The 19,721-nt window shown below is 73.1% G+C and carries 15 protein-coding genes; 8 read left to right on the forward strand and 7 right to left on the reverse strand.

What is annotated here, in order from left to right; all coding sequences use genetic code 11:
- The 3 genes from HS99_RS47165 to HS99_RS29130 all read right to left on the reverse strand — a co-directional run.
- The coding region (locus HS99_RS47165) for a 2-oxoglutarate dehydrogenase E1 subunit family protein (RefSeq protein WP_442354876.1) at positions 1-401 on the reverse strand (401 nt) is incomplete at its 3' end.
- A 287-nt stretch (positions 402-688) separates the two neighbouring features.
- Positions 689-1,819, reverse strand: coding sequence for a sensor histidine kinase (locus HS99_RS29125; RefSeq protein WP_030282149.1), 1,131 nt, complete (start codon positions 1,817-1,819; stop codon positions 689-691).
- Between the two features lie 78 nt (positions 1,820-1,897).
- On the reverse strand, positions 1,898-2,635 hold the full coding sequence (locus HS99_RS29130; protein WP_094742879.1) for a response regulator transcription factor: 738 nt from the start codon (positions 2,633-2,635) through the stop codon (positions 1,898-1,900).
- Positions 2,636-3,197: 562 nt separating this feature from the next.
- On the opposite strand from HS99_RS29130, the gene HS99_RS29135 reads away from it, so the two are divergent.
- From HS99_RS29135 to HS99_RS29150, 4 genes are all read left to right on the forward strand, one after another.
- Positions 3,198-4,019, forward strand: coding sequence for a rhomboid-like protein (locus tag HS99_RS29135; RefSeq protein ID WP_051835484.1), 822 nt, complete (start codon positions 3,198-3,200; stop codon positions 4,017-4,019).
- A 166-nt stretch (positions 4,020-4,185) separates the two neighbouring features.
- On the forward strand, positions 4,186-6,582 hold the full coding sequence (gene lon, locus HS99_RS29140; RefSeq protein WP_030282145.1) for an endopeptidase La: 2,397 nt from the start codon (positions 4,186-4,188) through the stop codon (positions 6,580-6,582).
- A gap of 46 nt (positions 6,583-6,628) precedes the next feature.
- Positions 6,629-7,171 carry a GtrA family protein gene (locus HS99_RS29145; RefSeq protein WP_046386362.1) on the forward strand — a complete coding sequence of 181 codons (543 nt, stop codon included), beginning with the start codon at positions 6,629-6,631 and terminating at the stop codon, positions 7,169-7,171.
- Between the two features lie 17 nt (positions 7,172-7,188).
- A complete protein-coding gene (locus tag HS99_RS29150; RefSeq protein ID WP_030282142.1) occupies positions 7,189-8,403 on the forward strand; it encodes an ROK family transcriptional regulator in 1,215 nt (404 codons plus the stop codon).
- A gap of 85 nt (positions 8,404-8,488) precedes the next feature.
- On the opposite strand, the gene HS99_RS29155 is transcribed toward HS99_RS29150, so the two are convergent.
- On the reverse strand, positions 8,489-9,550 hold the full coding sequence (locus HS99_RS29155) for an ABC transporter permease (RefSeq protein ID WP_030551322.1): 1,062 nt from the start codon (positions 9,548-9,550) through the stop codon (positions 8,489-8,491).
- A 112-nt stretch (positions 9,551-9,662) separates the two neighbouring features.
- On the opposite strand from HS99_RS29155, the gene HS99_RS29160 reads away from it, so the two are divergent.
- Positions 9,663-10,112, forward strand: a complete 450-nt coding sequence (locus HS99_RS29160; protein ID WP_223885977.1) for a MarR family winged helix-turn-helix transcriptional regulator — start codon at positions 9,663-9,665, stop codon at positions 10,110-10,112.
- 233 nt (positions 10,113-10,345) lie between these two features.
- The gene (locus tag HS99_RS29165; RefSeq protein WP_078867229.1) at positions 10,346-11,842 is read left to right on the forward strand and encodes an MDR family MFS transporter; all 1,497 of its coding nucleotides are present in this window, start codon (positions 10,346-10,348) and stop codon (positions 11,840-11,842) included.
- 107 nt (positions 11,843-11,949) lie between these two features.
- Here HS99_RS29165 and HS99_RS29170 read toward each other — a convergent pair whose 3' ends face one another.
- Both HS99_RS29170 and HS99_RS29175 read right to left on the reverse strand, forming a co-directional pair.
- Positions 11,950-12,198, reverse strand: coding sequence for a hypothetical protein (locus tag HS99_RS29170; RefSeq protein WP_030282134.1), 249 nt, complete (start codon positions 12,196-12,198; stop codon positions 11,950-11,952).
- A gap of 26 nt (positions 12,199-12,224) precedes the next feature.
- The gene (locus tag HS99_RS29175) at positions 12,225-13,463 is read right to left on the reverse strand and encodes an inorganic phosphate transporter (protein WP_030551326.1); all 1,239 of its coding nucleotides are present in this window, start codon (positions 13,461-13,463) and stop codon (positions 12,225-12,227) included.
- A 358-nt stretch (positions 13,464-13,821) separates the two neighbouring features.
- Between HS99_RS29175 and HS99_RS29180 the strand changes: the two genes are divergently transcribed.
- Positions 13,822-15,357, forward strand: a complete 1,536-nt coding sequence (locus HS99_RS29180; RefSeq protein ID WP_050366576.1) for a C40 family peptidase — start codon at positions 13,822-13,824, stop codon at positions 15,355-15,357.
- A gap of 85 nt (positions 15,358-15,442) precedes the next feature.
- Here HS99_RS29180 and HS99_RS29185 read toward each other — a convergent pair whose 3' ends face one another.
- Positions 15,443-17,728, reverse strand: a complete 2,286-nt coding sequence (locus tag HS99_RS29185; protein ID WP_030282130.1) for an FdhF/YdeP family oxidoreductase — start codon at positions 17,726-17,728, stop codon at positions 15,443-15,445.
- Positions 17,729-17,863: 135 nt separating this feature from the next.
- Here HS99_RS29185 and HS99_RS29190 point away from each other — a divergent pair, with 135 nt between their 5' ends.
- Positions 17,864-19,711 carry a serine/threonine-protein kinase gene (locus tag HS99_RS29190; protein WP_030551331.1) on the forward strand — a complete coding sequence of 616 codons (1,848 nt, stop codon included), beginning with the start codon at positions 17,864-17,866 and terminating at the stop codon, positions 19,709-19,711.
- Positions 19,712-19,721 lie beyond the last annotated feature (10 nt).

Here is a 19,721-nt window from a genome sequence, read left to right on the forward strand (position 1 = left end):
AGCCCGGGGCCGTGCGCGGTCCGCAGGGTGACACCGGCCGGAGCGCCGGTACCGCCGGACGTGCCGGTGGCGCCCGACTTACCCGACTCGGATGATCCGCAACCGGCCACCCGGGCGGCCGGGGCGGCCGGGGCGGCGGGCGCGGGTGCGGCCGGAGCAGCAGCGGCGGGCGCGGGGGCAGCGGCAGGGGTCGGCGTGGGGCCGGCCTGGGTCGCGGCCTGGGTCACTGGGGTCACCTCGGTACCGGGCTTGTAGTCGGCGAAAAAGTCCCACCAGGCTCGGTCTACCGAGTTCGGGTCCTGGAGGTACTGCTGGTAGATCTCATCGACGAGCCACTCATTGGGGCCGAAGCCAGTGGAGCTTGCCGAGCTGTTGGGGGTTTCAGGGGACTGTGGCGACACGGCGGCAACCGCCCTCTTCCGCTTCCTTTTGGGATGTTTGGACAGCGGGGATTAAGGCTACGCCCCTGACCAGTGATCGCGCAGTCCCCGGGCCCCAGGCGTCGCCCAGATCACAGTCCTGACCTGCAGATTGGCTGAAAAAGTACGTTAGAAAGCCGTATCTGAGGGGAACCGATCGGGCCCAATCGCCCCCCAAAGCGGGGCGAAAACGGACAAAGACCCAGAGTAATCCGCAGACGATCTTCGTGTGCGTCTGTGTCGGATCTGTGACAAATGTCCTGGCCCGCTCAGGGCTGTCCGGGCAGCCGGACCTCGATCCGGCAGCCCCGCGGCGACTCGGCGACGGCGATCCGCCCGCCGTGCAGGTCCACCGCCCAGCGGGCGATCGCCAGGCCCAGTCCGGTGCCGCCGTCGGCGCCCGGGCCGGAGGCGGTCGCGGTGCCGCTGCGGCTGAACCGCTCGAAGACCCGGCCGCGGTCCGCCGGCGGGATGCCCGGACCCTCGTCCTGGACCTCCAGCAGCAGGCCGCCGTCCTCGCCGTCCGGTCTCGCGCGCACCGTCACGGTGCCGCCGGGCGGGGAGTGCTTGCAGGCGTTGTCGACCAGGTTGGCGACCACCTGGTGGAGCCGCTCCGGGTCCGCCACGGCGGTCAGGCCGGCCGGGCTGACCTCCAGGGCCAGTCGGACGTCGCCGCGCCGGGAGAACGCCCCGCCGGCCGTCGCGCCGTCCACGGTGACCCCGCGCAGCACGCCGTCCAGGAACTCGCGCACCTCGAAGGGGCGGGCGTCCAGGTCGACCACGCCGTCGTCGATCTTGGAGAGGTCCAGCAGGTGGGTGACCAGGCGGCCGAGCCGCTCGGTCTGCTCCAGTGCGGCCCCCAGGGTCGCGGGATTGGGTTGCACGACGCCGTCCACCACGTTCTCCAGCACGGCGCGCAGCGCGGCGATGGGCGTGCGCAGCTCGTGCGAGACGTTGGCGACCAGCTCGCGGCGGTGCCGGTCGGCGGCCTGGAGGTCGGCGGCCATGCCGTTGAAGGCGGCGGCGAGCTCGCCGATCTCGTCGCGCGAGTTCACCTCGACCCGGCGGCTGTAGTCGCCGGAGGCCATCGCGCGGGCGGCGGCCGTCATCTCGCGCAGCGGGGCGGTCAGCCCGTGCGCGAGGAACTGCATGAACAGCAGCGAGGCGATCATGGAGAAGACCATGATGATCCGGATCTGGGTCTCGGACCGGATCGCCACGACCACCATCCCGGTGGCCAGGAACACGGAGACGATCACCAGCAGGGCGAGCTTGCCCTTGATCGACCGGACCGGGTCGAGCGGACGGATGTCGGCCCAGACCCGGCTGGCCGCGCGTGCGGCCAGCGTCTGCGGGCGCGCGCCGTCGGCGTCCCCGTTGCGTTGCTGTGGAAAGGTCATCAGGTCCCTGTGATCCCCGCGTGGTGTCACGGCGGTGCCGGACACGGGCCCCCCGGTGGCCCGTCGCCCGGGGCCCCGTCAGGAGAGCGGGGCCTCCAGTGCGTATCCGACGCCGTGCACGGTGCGGATCCAGCTGGCGCCGATCTTCCGGCGCAGCGCCTTCACGTGGCTGTCGACGGTGCGGGTGCCGGACGCGTCGGTCCAGTCCCACACCTCGGCCAGCAGCTGCTCGCGGGTGAGCACCGCGCGCGGCTGGGCGGCCAGGCAGGCCAGCAGGTCGAATTCGGTCGGCGTCAGGTGGACGTCGCCGGAGGCGAGCCGGACCCGGCGCTGGACGTGGTCGATCTCCAGCTCGCCGAAGCGCAGACTGCCGAGCGCGGGCGTGCGGGCGGCCTGCTGGGCGCGCTCGACGCGGCGCAGCAGCACGTTGACCCGGGCGGCCAGTTCGCGCATCGAGAACGGCTTGGTCATGTAGTCGTCGGCACCGACGCCGAGGCCGACCAGCAGGTCCGTCTCGTCGTCGCGGGCGGTCAGCATCAGCACCGGGACCGGGCGTTGGGCCTGGATCCGGCGGCACACCTCCAGGCCGTCGAAGCCGGGCAGCATGATGTCCAGGACCACCAGGTCCGGCTGCCAGGTGTGGAAGCCGTCCACCGCGCCGGGGCCGTCGTGGGCCACGGCGACCTTGAACCCCTCCGCGCCCAGTCGGGCCGCGATCGACTCGGCGATCGTGGGTTCGTCCTCCACCACCAGCACTCTGCGCTGACTGCTCACCGTGCCACCGGTGTTGGGGTTGTCCTGCTGAATTTCTGTCACGGTCACGCCACCGCCCCCAGGGCTGCGGGCCGGCCACCTGTGGGGATGGCGGGGCTCCGCTCGTAGTCTTGTTCCGTCGTGGACTGTGCCGGGTCCGCCGTCCCGTCGCGCGCCTGGGAGTTGTGCGGACGGATGGTCTCCCGTCCACGTCTCCCACGCACTTCGCAGCGTACGGACAGCGGATGCTTTCCGGCAGGTGGACCGGACGTTTCCGGCCCGTGGGCCGGCTGTCCGGCCGCCCGTGGACCCACCGCTTGAGTGGGCACGGGCCGATACCTTACCCGGCGAATTTTCTCTGCGTAACGGTACGTATGCAGTCCAGTTGACGCCAAGACGCCGGTCAGAGGCCCTACTGACGCGTTAATGCGAAGAAGGTCTGGACCAATGCCGGGAATCCGGCGGGTTTTCGCGTCGACGGTCTTCACGGGCTTTTCTCAGCTGCCTCTCAGAACCTCGACGTACCGTGGGCACGACAACGCCCCGCCGGGCGGAATCCGGCGCACGCGCGGGTACGTTGGGCGCCTGCGAGCACCGGTGTCGGCGGGCGGGGAGCGGAGGCGGCATGGCGGGACTGCGGCGGGCGGTCGTCCGGAGTGCGTCCGCGGGTGCGCCGTACGGAATGCTGCGGTACGGACTGCGCGCCGGCGTCTTCGAATGGCTGCTGGAACGCGTGCCGACGCCCCGGCGCACTCCCTTCACCCTCGGATATCTGGCCGTGGTGGGAGCCACCACCACCTTTGCCGGGCTCGCCGATCCGGAACTCGTCCAGCGCCTCCAGGAGGCCTCCAGCTCGGACGGTCACAACCTGCTCCAGCACCCCCTGCGCGCCCTCGTGCTCAGCGGGTTCTGGGTGGCCGGGGAGGTGTGGATGCCCTACCTGTGGGGCTTCGCCTTCACCCTGGCGCCGCTGGAGCGCAGGGTCGGCACCGGCCGGGCCGCGGCGGTGTTCGCGATCGGGCACGTGGCGGCCACGCTGCTCTCCCAGGGCGTGGTGATCGCCGCGGTGGAGGCCGGGCGGATGGCGCCGGAGGCGATGGACCACCTGGACATCGGGGTCAGCTACGGCGTGCTCGCCTGCCTGGGCGCGGTGGCAGGGCTGCTGCCCTGGCGCGGGCGGGCGCTGGCGCTGGGCGGCGTCGGGCTGATGATCGCCCAGCAGATCGCCACCGAGAAGGACGTGGTCACGGCCGTGGGGCACCCGGCCGCGGTGCTCACCGGGGTGGTGCTGTCGCGCTGGCTGCGGCGGATCGAGCGGCGCCCGCCGCGGTCGCGCGCCCGGGAGGCGCAGGCCCGGACGGTCGCCACCGCGGCTTCCGCGGCTTCCACCGCCTCCTCGGCCGCGGCGGCGGTGCGGGCCGGCGCCCGCCCGTCCACCGCGCGCTGACGCCGGGGTCCTCTTGGGCCGTTCTTTCCCACTCCTTTTGACGGGGCCTCCTCCTGGCCGTTCCGGTGACCCCGATGTTCGCCCACGGCGAACAAGCTGTCGGGAACATCCGGGGCTCGCAAAGGCTTAGTCAGGTCGACTCAAGTTCACTGACTGGGGAGAGATCATGGCATCGACGTCCACACCGCTCACCCTGCCCGTGCTGCCGCTCGACGACGAGGTCGTGCTCCCGGGCATGGTCGTTCCGCTGGACCTGAAGGACACCGAGGTGCGTGCCGCGGTCGAGGCCGCCCGCGCCGCGGCCGCCGGCTCCGGCAAGCCCCAGGTCCTGCTGGTCCCGCGGGTGGACGGCTCGTACGCGGCGGCCGGCACGCTGGCCACGGTGGAGCAGGTCGGCCGGCTGGCCGACGGCGATCCGGCGGCCCTGGTGCGCGCCGTGCGCCGGGTCCGGATCGGGGTCGGCACCACGGGCCCCGGCGCCGCCCTCTGGGTGGAGACCACGCCGTTCCGGGAGTCCTCGGTCGGCACGCCAGTGGCCGGGCGGGCCGCCGAGCTGGTCAAGGAGTACAAGGCACTGTCCACCCAGTGGCTGCGCAAGCGCGGCGCCTGGCAGATCGTCGACCGGGTCGCGCAGATCGAGGGCGTCGGCGAGCTCGCCGACAACATCGGCTACGCGCCCTTCGCCACCGCCGAGCAGAAGCTCAAGGTGCTGCTGGAGGCCGACCAGGTCGCCCGCCTGGAGTACGCGCTCACCCTGCTGCGCGACCACCTCGCCGAGGAGGAGGTCAACGACACCATCCGCAAGGACGTCGAGGAGGGCGTGGCCAAGCAGCAGAAGGAGTTCCTGCTCCGCCGCCAGCTGGAGGCCGTCCGCAAGGAGCTGGCCGAGCTGAACGGCGACCCGGCCGACGAGGAGGGCGACTACCGCGCCCGGGTCGAGGCCGCCGACCTCCCGGAGAAGGTGCGGGAGGCCGCGCTCAAGGAGGTCGACAAGCTGGAGCGCGCGTCCGACCAGTCGCCCGAGGGCTCCTGGATCCGCACCTGGCTGGACACCGTCCTGGAGCTGCCCTGGAACGAGCGCACCGAGGACGCCTACGACATCGCCGGCGCCCGTGCCGTGCTCGACGCCGACCACGCCGGCCTCGCCGACGTGAAGGAGCGGATCGTCGAGTACCTGGCCGTCCGCAAGCGCCGGGCCGACCAGGGGCTCGGCCTGGTCGGCGGCCGCCGCGGAGGCGCGGTGCTCGCACTGGTCGGCCCGCCCGGCGTCGGCAAGACCTCGCTCGGCGAGTCGGTGGCCCGCGCCATGGGCCGCAAGTTCGTCCGGGTCGCGCTCGGCGGCGTCCGGGACGAGGCGGAGATCCGCGGCCACCGGCGCACCTACGTCGGTGCGCTGCCCGGCCGCCTGGTGCGGGCGATCAAGGAGGCCGGCTCGATGAACCCGGTCGTCCTGCTCGACGAGATCGACAAGGTCGGCTCCGACTACCGGGGCGACCCGGCCGCCGCTCTGCTGGAGGTGCTCGACCCGGCCCAGAACCACACCTTCCGGGACCACTACCTGGAGGTCGAGCTGGACCTCTCCGACGTCGTCTTCCTCGCCACCGCCAACGTGCTGGAGGCCATCCCCGAGCCGCTGCTCGACCGGATGGAACTGGTCCGGCTCGACGGCTACACCGAGGACGAGAAGGTCGTCATCGCCCGCGACCACCTGCTCCCGCGCCAGCTGGAGAAGGCCGGCCTCGGCGACGGGCAGGTCAGCGTCGACGAGGAGGCGCTGCGCCGGCTCGCCGGGGAGTACACCCGCGAGGCGGGCGTGCGCACCCTGGAGCGCTCTATCGCCCGGGTGCTGCGCAAGATCGCCGCACAGGCCGAGCTGGGCGAGCGCGAGCTGCCCGCCGCGGTCGGTCCGGAGGACCTGCGCGCCCTGATCGGCAGACCGCACCACGTGCCGGAGTCCGCCCAGGAGCCCGCCGAACGGCGCACCGCCGTCCCCGGCGTGGCCACCGGCCTCGCGGTCACCGGCGCCGGCGGCGACGTCCTCTACATCGAGGCCTCGCTCGCCGACGCCGAGACCGGCGGCACCGGGCTCACCCTGACCGGGCAGCTGGGCGACGTGATGAAGGAGTCCGCGCACATCGCGCTCTCCTTCCTGCGCTCGCGCGGGGCCGAACTGGAACTGCCCGTCACCTCGCTGCGCGACCGCGGCGTGCACCTGCACGTCCCGGCCGGGGCCGTCCCCAAGGACGGGCCGAGCGCCGGCATCACCATGACCACGGCGCTGGCCTCGCTGCTCTCCGGCCGCAAGGTGCGCACCGACGTGGCGATGACGGGCGAGGTGTCGCTGACCGGGCGGGTGCTGCCGATCGGCGGGGTGAAGCAGAAGCTGCTCGCCGCCGACCGGGCCGGCATCACCACGGTGATCATCCCCAAGCGCAACGAGGCCGACCTGGACGACGTCCCGGCCGAGGTGCTGGAACGGCTCACCGTCCACCCGGTGGCCGACGTGCGCGAGGTGCTCGAGCTGGCCCTGGAGCCGGCCGGGGTGCTGGCCGCCGCGGCCTGACGATGATCGACGGGGGGACGGCCTGCCCGCGTGCCACACTGCGGACATGCCGTCCCCCACGCAGCGCGTCCTGGCCCGGGTGCCGGCGCGGCTGCGACCGTTCCTGGTCCGGCACCGCCGGCCGGTGAAGTTCCTGCTGGTCGGCAGCGGCTGCTTCGTGCTCACCACGGTGATCGACCTCGAACTCAAGCTCACCGTCCTGGAACACAAGCCGGTGGTGGCGCTGACCGTGGCGACGGTGATCGCCACGGCCGCCTCCTACGTCCTCAACCGCCGCTGGGCCTTCCGGACGGACGGGCGACGCCCCGAGGCCCTGCTGTTCTTCCTGGTCAGCGTGGTGGCCGTCGGCGTCAACGTCGTTCCACTGGCGCTCTCCCGGTACGCCTTCCGGCTGCGCGAGCCGTACGTCACCCCCTTCCAGCAGGAGATCGCGGACTTCCTCAGCGGGATGGTCCTGGGCACCTTCGTCGCCATGCTGTTCCGCTACTGGGCGATGCGGCGCTGGGTCTTCACCAGCCCCCTCGCGGGGACGCACACCGGACCGGAACCCGGTTACGCTGCACCCGAGATGCCACGGGATGTGCCGTAAGACATGAGGTGACCCATATGAGCGCGGAGCCGGACGGCGTCCGGACCGGGCCGGCCAGCCAGCAGGGGATGCGCCGGGCCAACCTGGCCCTGGTGCTCGGCGTGATCGCGCGCGGCCCCCGCTCACGCGCCGAGGTGGCCGCCGAGACCGGGCTGACCAGGGCAGCGGTCTCCTCGCTCGCCGAACAGCTGATCTCGGCGGGCCTGGTCGTCGAGGAGGGCCCCGCCGCCCCCAGCGGCAAGGTCGGCCGCCCCGGCACCGCGCTCGGGCTCAACCCGCTCGGGCCCGGCGGCCTCGGCGCCGAGATCGGCGTCCGGCACCTCGGCGTCTGCGTGGTCGACCTGCGCGGGGAGGTCCGCGCCTGGCGGCGCAAGGAGAGCGCCAACCGCGGCCGCCCGCCCGCCGCCGTGATGGCCGACCTCGCCCAGCTGGTGCGCTCGGCCGTCGCCGAGTCCGGCCTGCGCCCCGCCGGGCTGACCCTGGCCGTACCCGGGCTGGTCGGCGGCAGCGGGGTGCTCCAGCGGGCCGCCAATCTCGGCTGGCAGGACATCCCGCTCGCCGCCGAACTGCGTCCGGCGCTGCGCCTCGCCGGGGACGGCCTGGCCGAACTGCCGGTCGAGGCGGACAACGAGGCCAACCTCGGCGGACTGGCCGAACGCTGGCTCGGCGGGAGCCCCGAGGACTTCCTCTACGTCTCCGCCGAGGCCGGGGTCGGCGCGGCCGTCGTGGTCGGCGGCCGGCTGCTGCGCGGCGCGCGCGGCTACGCGGGCGAGCTCGGCCATGTCCCCGTCCACCCGGAGGGGCCGCGCTGCGCCTGCGGGGCGCACGGCTGCCTGGAGCAGTACGCGGGCGAGACGGCCGTGCTGCGGGCGGCCGGGCTGTCCGGCCTGCGCGGCGACTGGGTCACCCTGCTCGCCGAACGCGCCGGCGCCGGGGACGAGCCGGCCCGGGCGGCGCTGGCCGGCGCCGGCTCGGCGCTCGGCATCGCCGCCGCCGGGGCGGTCAACCTGCTGGACCCGGCCGGGGTTGTGCTCGGCGGCGGCTACGCCCGGCTGGCGCCCTGGCTGCTGCCGGCGATGCGGCGCGAACTGGCCTCCCGGGTCACGGTGCGGCCCTGGGCGGAGGACCGGCTGACGGTCTCCCGGCTCGGCCGGCGCGGGCCGCTGCTGGGCGCGGCGGTGGGCGTGGTGCGGGCCATCGTCGCCGACCCGGGGCCGCTCACGGGCGGCTGAGCCGCCTACCCGCTGTGCCCGTTCCGTGCCGGAACGCGACCGAGCCCCCGGCCGCCGGGGCCGGGGGCTCGGTCGCGCGTGGGGCTCAGGCCTCGGCGGGGACCTCCACGGGCCTGCCGGCGCCGATCGCGCCGTCGTCGACGCGCGGGCCGCGCAGAACGGCCAGGAAGGCGACCCCGGTGCCGATGACCGCCCAGACCACCAGGACCAGGAGCGGCATGCCCAGGTTGGTGGAGCCGAAGTAGGCGATCGACTTGGTGGCGCTGGTGCCGGCGCCGTTGGGGATCAGCGAGCCGATCGCCCGCCAGAACGGCGGCATCATCGGGGCGGGGTAGACGCCTCCGGCGCTCGGGTTGCCCAGCACCACGAAGACCAGCACGGCGAGGCCGATGCCGATGATCCCGAACAGGCACTGCAGCGCCATGGTGAACGCGCCGACCGTGAACACCACCAGGGCGCCGATGGCCGTCAGGGCCAGGATCGAGCCGGGCATCGCGTCCAGCACCGGCCCGGCGATGATCGTGCCGCCGAGGCCGGCGCCGACCGAGTACAGCGCCAGGACGCCGAGGCGGACCAGCAGGCGGTGGACGTTGGCCGGCTTGGACCCGGCGCTGATGCCGAGGATCGAGGCGACCAGGTAGCCGCCGACGCACCAGCCGATGACCAGGTAGAAGGCGGTCAGACCGTTGGTGTCGCCCTTGGCCAGCGGGACGACGTCCTCGACCTTGACGGTTCGGCCCTGGGACTTGTCCAGCGCGGTGGTGATGCTCTCGGCGGCCTTGGCGGCGGAGGTGCCGCGGGCGCTGCCGGTGAGCAGGGTGTCCTCGGTGCCGTTGGGGTTCACCACCAGCGCGGCGTAGATCTTCTGGTCCTTGATCTGCTGGGTCGCCGTCCCGGCGTCCGGCGCGGTGACGGGCTCGACGGCCTCGTCCGGCACCGACTCCAGGGCCTGGACCAGCTTGGGCGTGACCTGCGGCGGGGCGACCACCGCGATCGACAGCTTGTGCGGGGTCGGGTGGTGCAGCGCCCCGACGTACGAGGTGATGAAGCCGAGCTGCAGCAGCAGCACCCCGATCACGAGCATGGCCGCACGCGGTGTGACCGCACTCTTCAGTTCAGCGACGAAACCCTGCCCGGGGACGGCCATTCACATCTCCTTGCGTATCGGCGGAAAACGGATACTTAATACCATGAACTAGTTGGGTTGTCCTACCTCCCGCGCCGGTTACCGGCCACTGCCGCTGGGCGATACTGGCGCGGTGACGGACGAGGAAGCCCTGGTGGCGGTGGAGCGCGAGGTCGGACTGATGTTCCGGCGGGGCCGCGCGAGAGTGGCCGAACTCTCACGCCGGGTGCACCCCGAGCTGGACGGCATGGCGTACAGCATGCTCGGTTACATCGAGCAGGCCGGGCGGGTGCGGGTGACGGACGTCGGGGTGCACTTCGCGGTCGGCAAGGGCACGGTGAGCCGGCAGATCCGTGCGCTGGAGGAGCTCGGCCTGGTCGCCCGCGAGGCGGACCCGCTGGACCGCCGGGCGGCGCTGGTCTCGCTGACCGACGACGGGCGGCGGCGGTTCGAGTCCGCCAGGGACGTCCGGATGCGGCGGGTGCGCGAGGTGATGGGCGGATGGTCGCGCGAGGACGTGGACCGCTTCGCCGACCTGCTGCACCGTTTCAACGAGGTGCTGGGGGAGCCGCCCGCGGAGTGAGCCGGGGCCCGGGCGGGTGCTTGCTGCAGCACAAAGAAAGTTGCCTTAGTCAACCATTGGTCGTATGGTTGCTTAAGGCAACGAATTTTCGTGCCCGCGCGCACGAATCCTGATGCCCGCGCGTCCCCGCACGGCGCACCCGCCCCGCACTCCGCCCGCCTCGCCGAAGGACCCAGATGACCGCGACCACCGAGGCCTCGACCGGCACCGCAGCCGCCGTCGACGACCGACCGATGACCCACCGGCAGGTGATGGAGGCACTGTCCGGCCTGCTGCTCGGCCTGTTCGTGGCCGTGCTCTCCTCGACCGTCGTCTCCAACGCCCTGCCGCACATCCTCACCGACCTGCACGGCGGCCAGTCCGCCTACACCTGGGTGATCACCGCGGCCCTGCTCACGCTGACCGCCTCCACCCCGATCTGGGGCAAGCTCTCCGACCTGGCCAGCAAGAAGCTGCTGCTCCAGATCGCCCTGCTGATCTACATCGGCACCTCCGCGCTGGCCGGCCTGTCGCAGAACACCGGCGAGCTGATCGCCTGCCGCGCGCTGCAGGGCATCGGCGCCGGCGGTGTGGTCGCGCTCGGCCAGATCTGCCTGGCCGCCATGGTCCCGCCGCGCGAGCGCGGCCGGTACAGCGGCTACTTCGGCGCGGTCTTCGCCCTCGCCACCATCGGCGGCCCGCTGATCGGCGGCGTCATCGTGGACACCTCCTGGCTCGGCTGGCGCTGGTGCTTCTACGTCGGCATCCCGTTCGCGCTGGCCGCGATCCTGGTGGTGCAGCGCACGCTCAAGCTGCCGGTGGTCAAGCGCCCGGTGAAGATCGACTACCTGGGCGCGCTGGTCATCACGGCCGCCGTCAGCCTGCTGATGATCTGGATCACGCTGGCCGGCACCAACTACGCCTGGCTGTCCTGGCAGACCGCGGTGATGGTCGGCGGCGGCCTGCTGCTGGCCGCGCTGGCCGTCGTGGTCGAGCGCCGCGCCGCCGAGCCGGTCATCCCGCCGTCCCTGTTCAAGCACCGCACCGTCACCCTGGCCGCGATCGCCAGTGTGCTGGTCGGCGTCGGGATGTACGGCGCGACCACCTTCCTCAGCCAGTACTTCCAGCTGGCCAAGGACAAGTCCCCGACCATGGCCGGTCTGATGACCCTGCCGATGATCATCGGGCTGGCGCTCTCCTCGGCGGTGGCCGGCCGGCTGATCACCAAGTACGGCAAGTGGAAGGCCTACCTGGTCTCCGGCACCGCGCTGCTCGCGATCGGCTTCGCCCTGCTCGGCACCGCCCGGGTCGACACCAACTACGGGCTGCTCTCCCTCTACATGGCGATCACCGGCATCGGCCTCGGCCTGACCAGCCAGAACCTGGTGCTCGCGGTGCAGAACACGGTGCCCCGGCACGAGCTCGGCGCGGCCAGCTCCGTCGTCACCTTCTTCCGCACCATGGGCGGCGCGATGGGCGTCTCCGCGCTCGGCGCGCTGATGACCAACAAGGTCGGCCACTACCTGGCCGAGAACCTGGCCGCGGCGCACATCCCGGCCGGGCACGCGGCGGCCGGTGGCGGCATCCCGGACCTGGCGAAGCTGCCCGCCCCGATCCTGCCGCTGGTCACGGACGCCTTCGGCCACGGCGTCGGCACCGTCTTCCTGTGGGCCGCGCCCTTCGCGGCGCTGGCCTTCGTCACCGTGCTGTTCATCCGCGAGACCGCGCTGAGGACGAGCCAGCAGGGCTGACCGGGCGCGGGGCACGCGGAACGGGCCGGGGAGTGTCGAACACTCCCCGGCCCGTTGCGGTTCCTCCGCTGGGGTTCCTTCGTTGCGGTTCCTCCGTACGGACGGGACTACGGCGCGGCGATCAGCACCAGGCCGTAGGCCACCGCGGCGGCGCAGAGCGCGAAGCAGGCGTACGCGCCGGCAAGCAGGGCCGGACGGCCGCCGGAGGCCTGCCCGTCCGCCGCCTGGCGCGCGCCCAGCGCGGCCTCACGGCGGGACAGCGCCAGGATGCCCAGGGCGAAGACGGCGACCACGGCGACGGTGACGCCGAAGCTGATGCCGGCGGTCTGGGCCAGGGCGTTCCACTTGATGTGCATGGTGAGTGCTCCTCGGTCGTCGGCGCTCAGGCCGCGACCGTGGTCGAGGCGGGGGTGGGGGCGGCGGTCGCCGGGGCGGCCGCGGTGACCTCGACGGGGGCGACCTCGACGACGTCGATCGGGGTGACCTCGATCGGCGTGACCTCGATCGGGGTGACCTCGGCGACGTCGTTCACGTTGTCCGCGCCGACCCGCTCGCGGCGGGAGAGCACCCACATCGCGGCCGAACCGGCCACCAGCGCGGCGCCGACCAGGGCGACGCCCCAGGCGCCCTGCCGGGCCAGCGCGGCGGCGCCGCCGGAGACCAGGCCGGCGGCCGGCAGGGTCAGGCCCCAGGTGTAGACCATGCGGCGGACCAGGCTCCAGCGCAGCTCCGGCTTCGGGCCGCCGAGACCGGCGCCCATGATGCCGCCGGTGCAGACCTGGGTGGTGGAGAGGCCGAAGCCCATGTGCGAGGAGGTCAGGATGACGGTCGAGACGGCCGATTCGGAGGCGAAGCCCTGCAGCGGCTTGATGTCCGCCAGGCCCTTGCCCATCGAGCGGATGATCCGCCAGCCGCCCATGTAGGTGCCGAGCGCGATCGCGGCGCCGGCCGAGACGATGACCCAGGTGGGGGGCAGCGCGCCGTGCGGCAGGGCGCCGACCGAGACCAGGGTCAGGGTGATGATGCCCATCGTCTTCTGGGCGTCGTTGGTGCCGTGCGCGAGCGAGATCAGCGAGGAGGAGAAGATCTGGCCGGTCTTGAAGCCCTTGTCGCTGACCGCGGAGCCGCCCTTGCGGGTGATCGCGTACGCCAGCTTGGTGGCGCCCCAGGAGGCCAGGCCGGCGACGAAGGGGGAGGCGACCGCCGGGATGATGATCTTGGTGACCACGGTGTCGAAGTTGACGCCGTTCATGCCGACGCCGACGATCGTGGCGCCGATCAGGCCGCCGTACAGGGCGTGCGAGGAGCTGGACGGCAGGCCGCGCAGCCAGGTCAGCAGGTTCCACAGGATCGCGCCGGCCAGTGCGGCGAAGATGATCTCGGGGTGGACCCCCGCCTTCTCGTTGACGATGCCGCCGGAGATGGTGGTGGCGACCTTCACGGACAGGAACGCGCCCGCGAAGTTGAGGAGGGCCGCGATGGTGACCGCGACCTTCGGACGAAGGGCCCCGGTCGCGATCGCGGTGGCGGACGCGTTGGCGGTGTCGTGGAACCCGTTGGTGAAGTCGAAGGCGAGCGCCGTGATGATCACAACGGCCACCAGGAACGAGATGTGTTCCATACCCAAACAATCGTCGTAGTTGTCGCACGGACGTTGGTGTCGTCGCGACCGTAGGTCTGTTGGGTAAACGGAAGGTGAACTGGGCCGGGAATCGTGGTTCTGGCGGTGTCTCAGGGGTGGCCGGGAGCTTTCGGAGGGGTGTCCCGTGGCGCGCTGAGCAGGAGATTGCCCCAGTAAGTCCTGATTCACCAGCTTTTGGTGAGAGCTGTCTCACAGATCGACGGATCAATGGGAAATTCACCTCCCGGTCCGCATGCGCTCTGTTTCCGGCGAGTAACCCGTGGGAGGATCTGCGGGATCGTTCCCGGGTCATCGGGACGGCGCCACCGGGGCAGGCAAGGGCGGGGAGGACCATCGCATGGGCGGGGCTGCACAGCGCACGGAGACGTCGGGCGTACGGCCCTGGGTTCGGGCGGCCCTGAGATGCGGAGCCGTCCTCGCGGCCGCCGCACTCGCCCTCCCGCTGGCCACCCAGGCCGCCTACGCCGCGCCGGACCCCGGCGCCGGGACCGCCGTCGCGCCCGGAGCCGACCCGCTGGCCGCCGCCAAGGCCACCCTCGGCCCGCTCCTCGACCAGCTCCACGGGCTCTACCAGAGCGCCGAGGCCGCCACCGAGCAGTACAACGGCGCGGTCGCCAAGGTCACCGAGCAGCAGGCCGCGCTCACCGACCTCCAGGGCAGGCTCGACCGGCAGCAGAAGCAGGTCGACGCCGGGACGGACATCGCCTCCCAGCTCGCCGCCGCCCAGTACCGCAACGGCGCCGCCTCCGCCTACGCCGAACTGCTGCTCTCCAAGGACCCGTACGAGGCCGTCACCATCGCCGAGCTGCTCCAGGCGGCCAGCCGCTCCCAGTCCGAGTTCCTGGACCGGCTGAAGGCCGACCGGGAGGCGCTCGACGCGCTGAAGAAGCAGACCGAGGACGCCCTCAGGACTTCGCAGGCGCTGGTCGTCCAGCAGGACGCGGCCAAGGCCAAGGTCGCCGCCGACCTCGCCTCGGTCGAGCAGCTGGTCTCCTCGCTCACCGGCGCCCAGCGGGCCGAACTCGAACAGCTGGAGAAGGCCAAGGCCGACGAGGCCCAGCTCGCCTTCCTCGCCTCCGGCGCCCTCGGCAAGGGTGAGCGCACCCCCTCGCTCTCCGGCCGCGCCGCCGTCGCCTTCGCGCTCGCCCAGCTCGGCAAGCCGTACCTGTGGGGCGGCACCGGGCCCGACTCCTACGACTGCTCCGGCCTCACCTCGCAGGCCTGGCTGCACGCCGGCAAGCCCATCCCGCGCACCAGCCAGGAGCAGTGGGCCCAGCTGCCGCACGTCCCGCTGAACCAGCTGCGGCCCGGCGACCTGGTCATCTACTTCCAGGACGCCTCGCACGTCGCGATGTACATCGGTGGCGGACTGATCGTCCAGGCCCCGCGGCCCGGCGCCTTCATCAAGGTGTCGCCGATCGGCTCGATGGCGATCCTCGGCGCCGTCCGGCCCGACCCGGACGGCGCGGCGGACGACGCGGGAGGCGCCTGGAAGGTGCCGGACCTGCCCAAGGGCTGGGACTCCGTCACCCCGATCACCCCCAGCCGGCCCCCGGCCCCGCCGGCGACCCAGCAGCCCACCGGCACCCCGGCGACCCCGAGCGGCACGCCGTCCGGCACCGGCACGCCGAGCAACCCATCCGGCACGGGCACGCCGTCCGGCACCGGCACGCCGTCCGGCACCGGCACGCCGACGGACAAGCCCACCGGCGCGCCGACCCAGACTCCGACCCAGAGTCCGACGCAGACCCCGACGAACACCCCGACCGGCACGCCGACGGGCACCGGCACCCCGAGCACCACCGGTTCGTCCAGCGCCTCCGCGCCCGGCAGCCCCACGGCGACGCTGCCGCTCGGCGGCCTGCTGCACTGATCCGGTGGGAGGAGGCCGCCCCACGTCCACGGACGTGGGGCGGCCTCCGTGCTCTCCGTGCTCTCCGTGCAGCCGGGGCGGCGGGTCAGCCGGCGGGCGTCGAGTCGGGCTCGAAGCGGATGACGACGGCCTTGGAGGTGGGGGTGTTGCTGATGTCGGCGGTGGAGTCGAGGGGGACCAGGACGTTGGTCTCCGGGTAGTAGGCCGCGGCGCCGCCGCGGGCGACGGGGTAGTGGACGACCCGGAAGTGCGGGGCACGCCGTTCGGTGCCGTCCGTCCACTCGCTGACCAGGTCGACGTACCGGCCCTCGGGGAGGTCGAGTTCGGTGGCGTCGGCCGGGTTGACCAGCACCACGCGGCGGCCGCCCTTGATGCCGCGGTAGCGGTCGTCGAGGCCGTAGATCGTGGTGTTGTACTGGTCGTGGGAGCGCAGGGTCTGCAGCAGCAGGCGGCCCGGCGGGACTTCGGGGGCGGTGAGCTCGTTGACCGTGAAGTTGGCCCTGCCGGTGGCGGTGGGGAAGGTGCGGGAGTCGCGGGGGCCGTGCGGGAGGGTGAAGCCGCCGGGGCGGCGGACCTTCTCGTTGTAGTCCTCGAAGCCGGGCACGACCCGGGCGATCCGGTCCCGCAGGGTGTCGTAGTCGCGCGCGAAGTCCTCCCACGGCACGGTGTCCTGCGGACCGAGGACGGCGCGGGCGAGGCGGCAGACGATCGCGGTCTCGGAGAGCAGACCGGGCGCGGGCGGGCGCAGGCCGCCGCGGGAGGCGTGGACCTGGCCCATCGAGTCCTCGACGCTGACGAACTGGGCGCCGGAGGGGGTGACGTCCCGGTCGGTACGGCCCAGGGTGGGCAGGATCAGGGCGCGGGCGCCGGTGACCACATGCGAGCGGTTGAGCTTGGTGGAGACGTGGACGGTCAGCCGGCAGCGCCGCATCGCGGCCTCGGTGACGTCGGTGTCCGGGGTGGCCGCGACGAAGTTGCCGCCCATCGCGAAGAACACCCGGACCTTGCCGTCGCGCATCGCGCGGATGGTGTCCACCGCGTCGTGGCCGTGCTCGCGCGGCGGCTCGAAGCCGAACTCCTTGCCCAGCGCGTCGAGGAAGGCCGTCGACGGCCGCTCGAAGATGCCCATGGTGCGGTCGCCCTGGACGTTGCTGTGCCCGCGCACCGGGCAGACCCCGGCGCCGGGGCGGCCGACGTTGCCGCGCAGCAGCAGGAAGTTGACCACCTCGCGGATCGTGGGCACGGAGTGCTTGTGCTGGGTGAGGCCCATCGCCCAGCAGACGATGATCTTCTTGGAGGAGAGCACCAGGCGGGCGAGTTCCTCGATCTGCTCCCAGGGCAGGCCGGTCGCGGCGAGCACGTCCGCCCGCTCGGTCCTGCGGGCCTGCGCCTCGAACTCCTCGTAGCCGTGGCAGTGTTCGGCGACGAAGTCGTGGTCGACGCCGTCCCGTTCCACGATGATCCGGTTGAGCGCGCGGAACAGGGCGAGGTCCCCGCCGAGGCGGATCTGCAGGAACAGGTCGGTCAGCTTGGTGCCGTGGCCGACCAGGCCGCGGGCGTTCTGCGGGTTCTTGAACCGCTCCAGGCCGGCCTCCGGCAGCGGGTTGACGCTGACGACGGTGGCGCCGGCCCGCTTGGCGCGCTCCAGGGCGGAGAGCATCCGCGGGTGGTTGGTACCCGGGTTCTGGCCGGCCACGATGATCAGGTCGGCCTGGTAGAGGTCCTTGAGACCGACGCTGCCCTTGCCGACGCCGAGGGTCTCGGTGAGCGCCGAACCGGACGACTCGTGGCACATGTTGGAGCAGTCCGGCAGGTTGTTGGTGCCGAGCCGGCGGGCGAACAGCTGGTACGCGAACGCGGCCTCGTTGCTGGTGCGGCCGGAGGTGTAGAAGGCGGCGCCGTCCGGGGTGTCCAGGGCCCGCAGCTCCTCGGCGATCAGCGCGAAGGCGTCGTCCCAGGAGACCGGGGTGTAGTGGGTGGCGCCCTCGTCGAGCAGCATCGGCTGGGTGAGCCGGCCCTGCTGGCCCAGCCAGTAGCCGGAGCGCTCGGCCAGGTCGGCGACCGGGTGGGCGGCGAAGAACTCGGCCCGGATCCGGCGCTCGGTGGCCTCCTCGGCGACGGCCTTGGCGCCGTTCTCGCAGAACTCGGCGGTGTGGGTCCTTTCCGGCTCGGGCCAGGCGCAGCCGGGGCAGTCGAAGCCGTTCGGCTGGTTGACCTTGAGCAGGGTGGCGAGGGTGCGGCGGGCGCCCATCTGCTCGGCGGCCATCCGCAGGCTGTGGCCGACGGCGGGCAGGCCGGCGGCCGCGTGCTGGGGCGCGGACACCTCGGGGGCGTCCTGCACCGGGTCGCTCTGCGGGGCCTGCTTGGCCATGACTGCGCTCCTCGGGCGTTGGTGGTGCGGGCCGCCGCACCTTTGCGGGGCCGTCCGCCCATCCTTCCACCTGGCCCGTCGCGGGGGCAGGGCCGTCGGTAGAGTCTGGCGTCACAACGGGAGGGGGAGGGGCGCGTGCGAGTCGGTGACGTCCTCGACGGCCGGTACGAGCTGCAGGACAAGCTCGGACAGGGCGGGTTCGGGGTGGTGTGGCGGGCCCAGGACACCCGGATGCGCCGGCCGGTGGCGGTCAAGGTGATCGGGCACCACGGCGGCGACCACGCGAAGGCGGCGCTGCGCTTCGTCCGGGAGGCCTGCGCGGCCGGGAACCTGTCGCACCCGCACATCGTCACCGTGCACGACCTCGGGCAGAGCGAGGTCGCCGGTCAGGAGGTCACCTTCCTGGTGATGGAGCTGCTCACCGGCCGCACCCTGACCGAGGTGCTGCGGGACGGACCACCAGAGCCCGCGCTCAGCCTGCGCTGGGGGCGGCAGATCTGCGCGGCCCTGGCGGCGGCGCACGACGCGGGCATGGTGCACCGGGACATCAAGCCGGACAACGTGATGATCACCGACGCCGGGCACCTCAAGGTGCTGGACTTCGGCATCGCCCAGCTGGACGTCGGCGCGGGCGGGCTGACCACCACCGGCACGATCGTCGGCAGCCCGGCGTACATGGCGCCGGAGCGCTGGACCGGCGGCCGGGTGGACGGGCGGGCAGACCTCTACGCACTGGGCTGCGTGCTCGTCGAACTCTTCACCGGGGCACGGCCGTTCGGCGGGGACTCGACGCCGGTGCTGATGTACCAGCACCTCAACGAGCCGCCGCCCGCGCTGGACCCGGCGCAGTTCGGGCTGCCTCCGCAGGTGGCCGGGCTGGTCGCGGAGCTGCTGGCGAAGGACCCGCAGGAGCGGCCGGCCGACGCCCGTACGGTCGAGCGGCGGCTCACGGAGCTGGCCGGCCGGTCGGGCGATGGCACGGCTGCTCCGGCCGTCGTGCCGGTGGGGCCGGTGCGCCCGGTGAGCCCGGCGGTGCCACCTGCGCCGGTGGCGCCGCCGCCGGTACCTGCCGCACCTGCCGCACCTCCCGCACCTCCCGCGCGTCCGGCCGTCCCGCCGCCCGCGCCGACGCTCCCGCCGGTGCTGTCCCCGCTGACCACCCCGCCCGTGGTGGCCGCCGCGTCGCCCGAGGACGCCGTACGGGCCGGGCTGCGCGAGCGCCGGTCGGCCGCCTACCGGGCGGCGACGGCGGGCGAGTCGGCGATCCTGCTCCAGGCGGTCGCCCAGGAGTGCGTCACCGCGCTCGGCGCGACCGACCGGGACACCCTGTGCACCTGGCGGGACCTCGCCTGGTACCTCAGCCGGGCCGGGAACCTGGACGGCGCGATCGGGCTGCTGTCCACCCTCGTGGACGACATGCGCCCGGCGCTCGGCCCGGCCGACCCGGACACCCTGGGGGCCCGCTACCACCTGGCGTGGTGTGTCGGCGAGAGCGGCTCGGCCGTCACCGCGATCCGGCTCCTGAACGAGCTGCTGCCGGACCTGCACGCCGTCTGGGGCCCGCAGGACAGCCGGGTCCTGAAGGCCCGGCACGACCTCGCCGTCCACCAGGCCAACCGGGGCGACCTCCAGGGCGCGGTGATGCGGCTGCACGGACTGCTGCCCGACCTCGCCCGGACGCTCGGCGAGCACCACCCGAGCACCGTCCAGGCCTGGCAGGACCTGGTCGGCTACCAGCAGCGGCTCGCCCGGGCGGGCCGCAAGGGTGCCGACCGCCGCTGGGCGCCCAGGATCAGCCGGACGGAGGTGCTGGTGCTGGTCCGGCGCCTGCGGGTGTGGGACTTCGCCACCGACCAGGAGGCCGGGGCCTGCGTCGAGGCGCTGGAGCGGGGGCTCGGTCTGAAGGGGGTCGCCGACGTGGTCTTCGAGGCGCCGGACCACGTCTCGGACGAGGACCTGGTGGAGGAGATCTTCGGGCCGTAACGCCCAGGGT

Origin of the sequence: Kitasatospora aureofaciens (assembly GCF_001188955.3) — a bacterium.
In the GTDB taxonomy this organism is placed as follows: Bacteria; Actinomycetota; Actinomycetes; order Streptomycetales; family Streptomycetaceae; genus Kitasatospora; species Kitasatospora aureofaciens.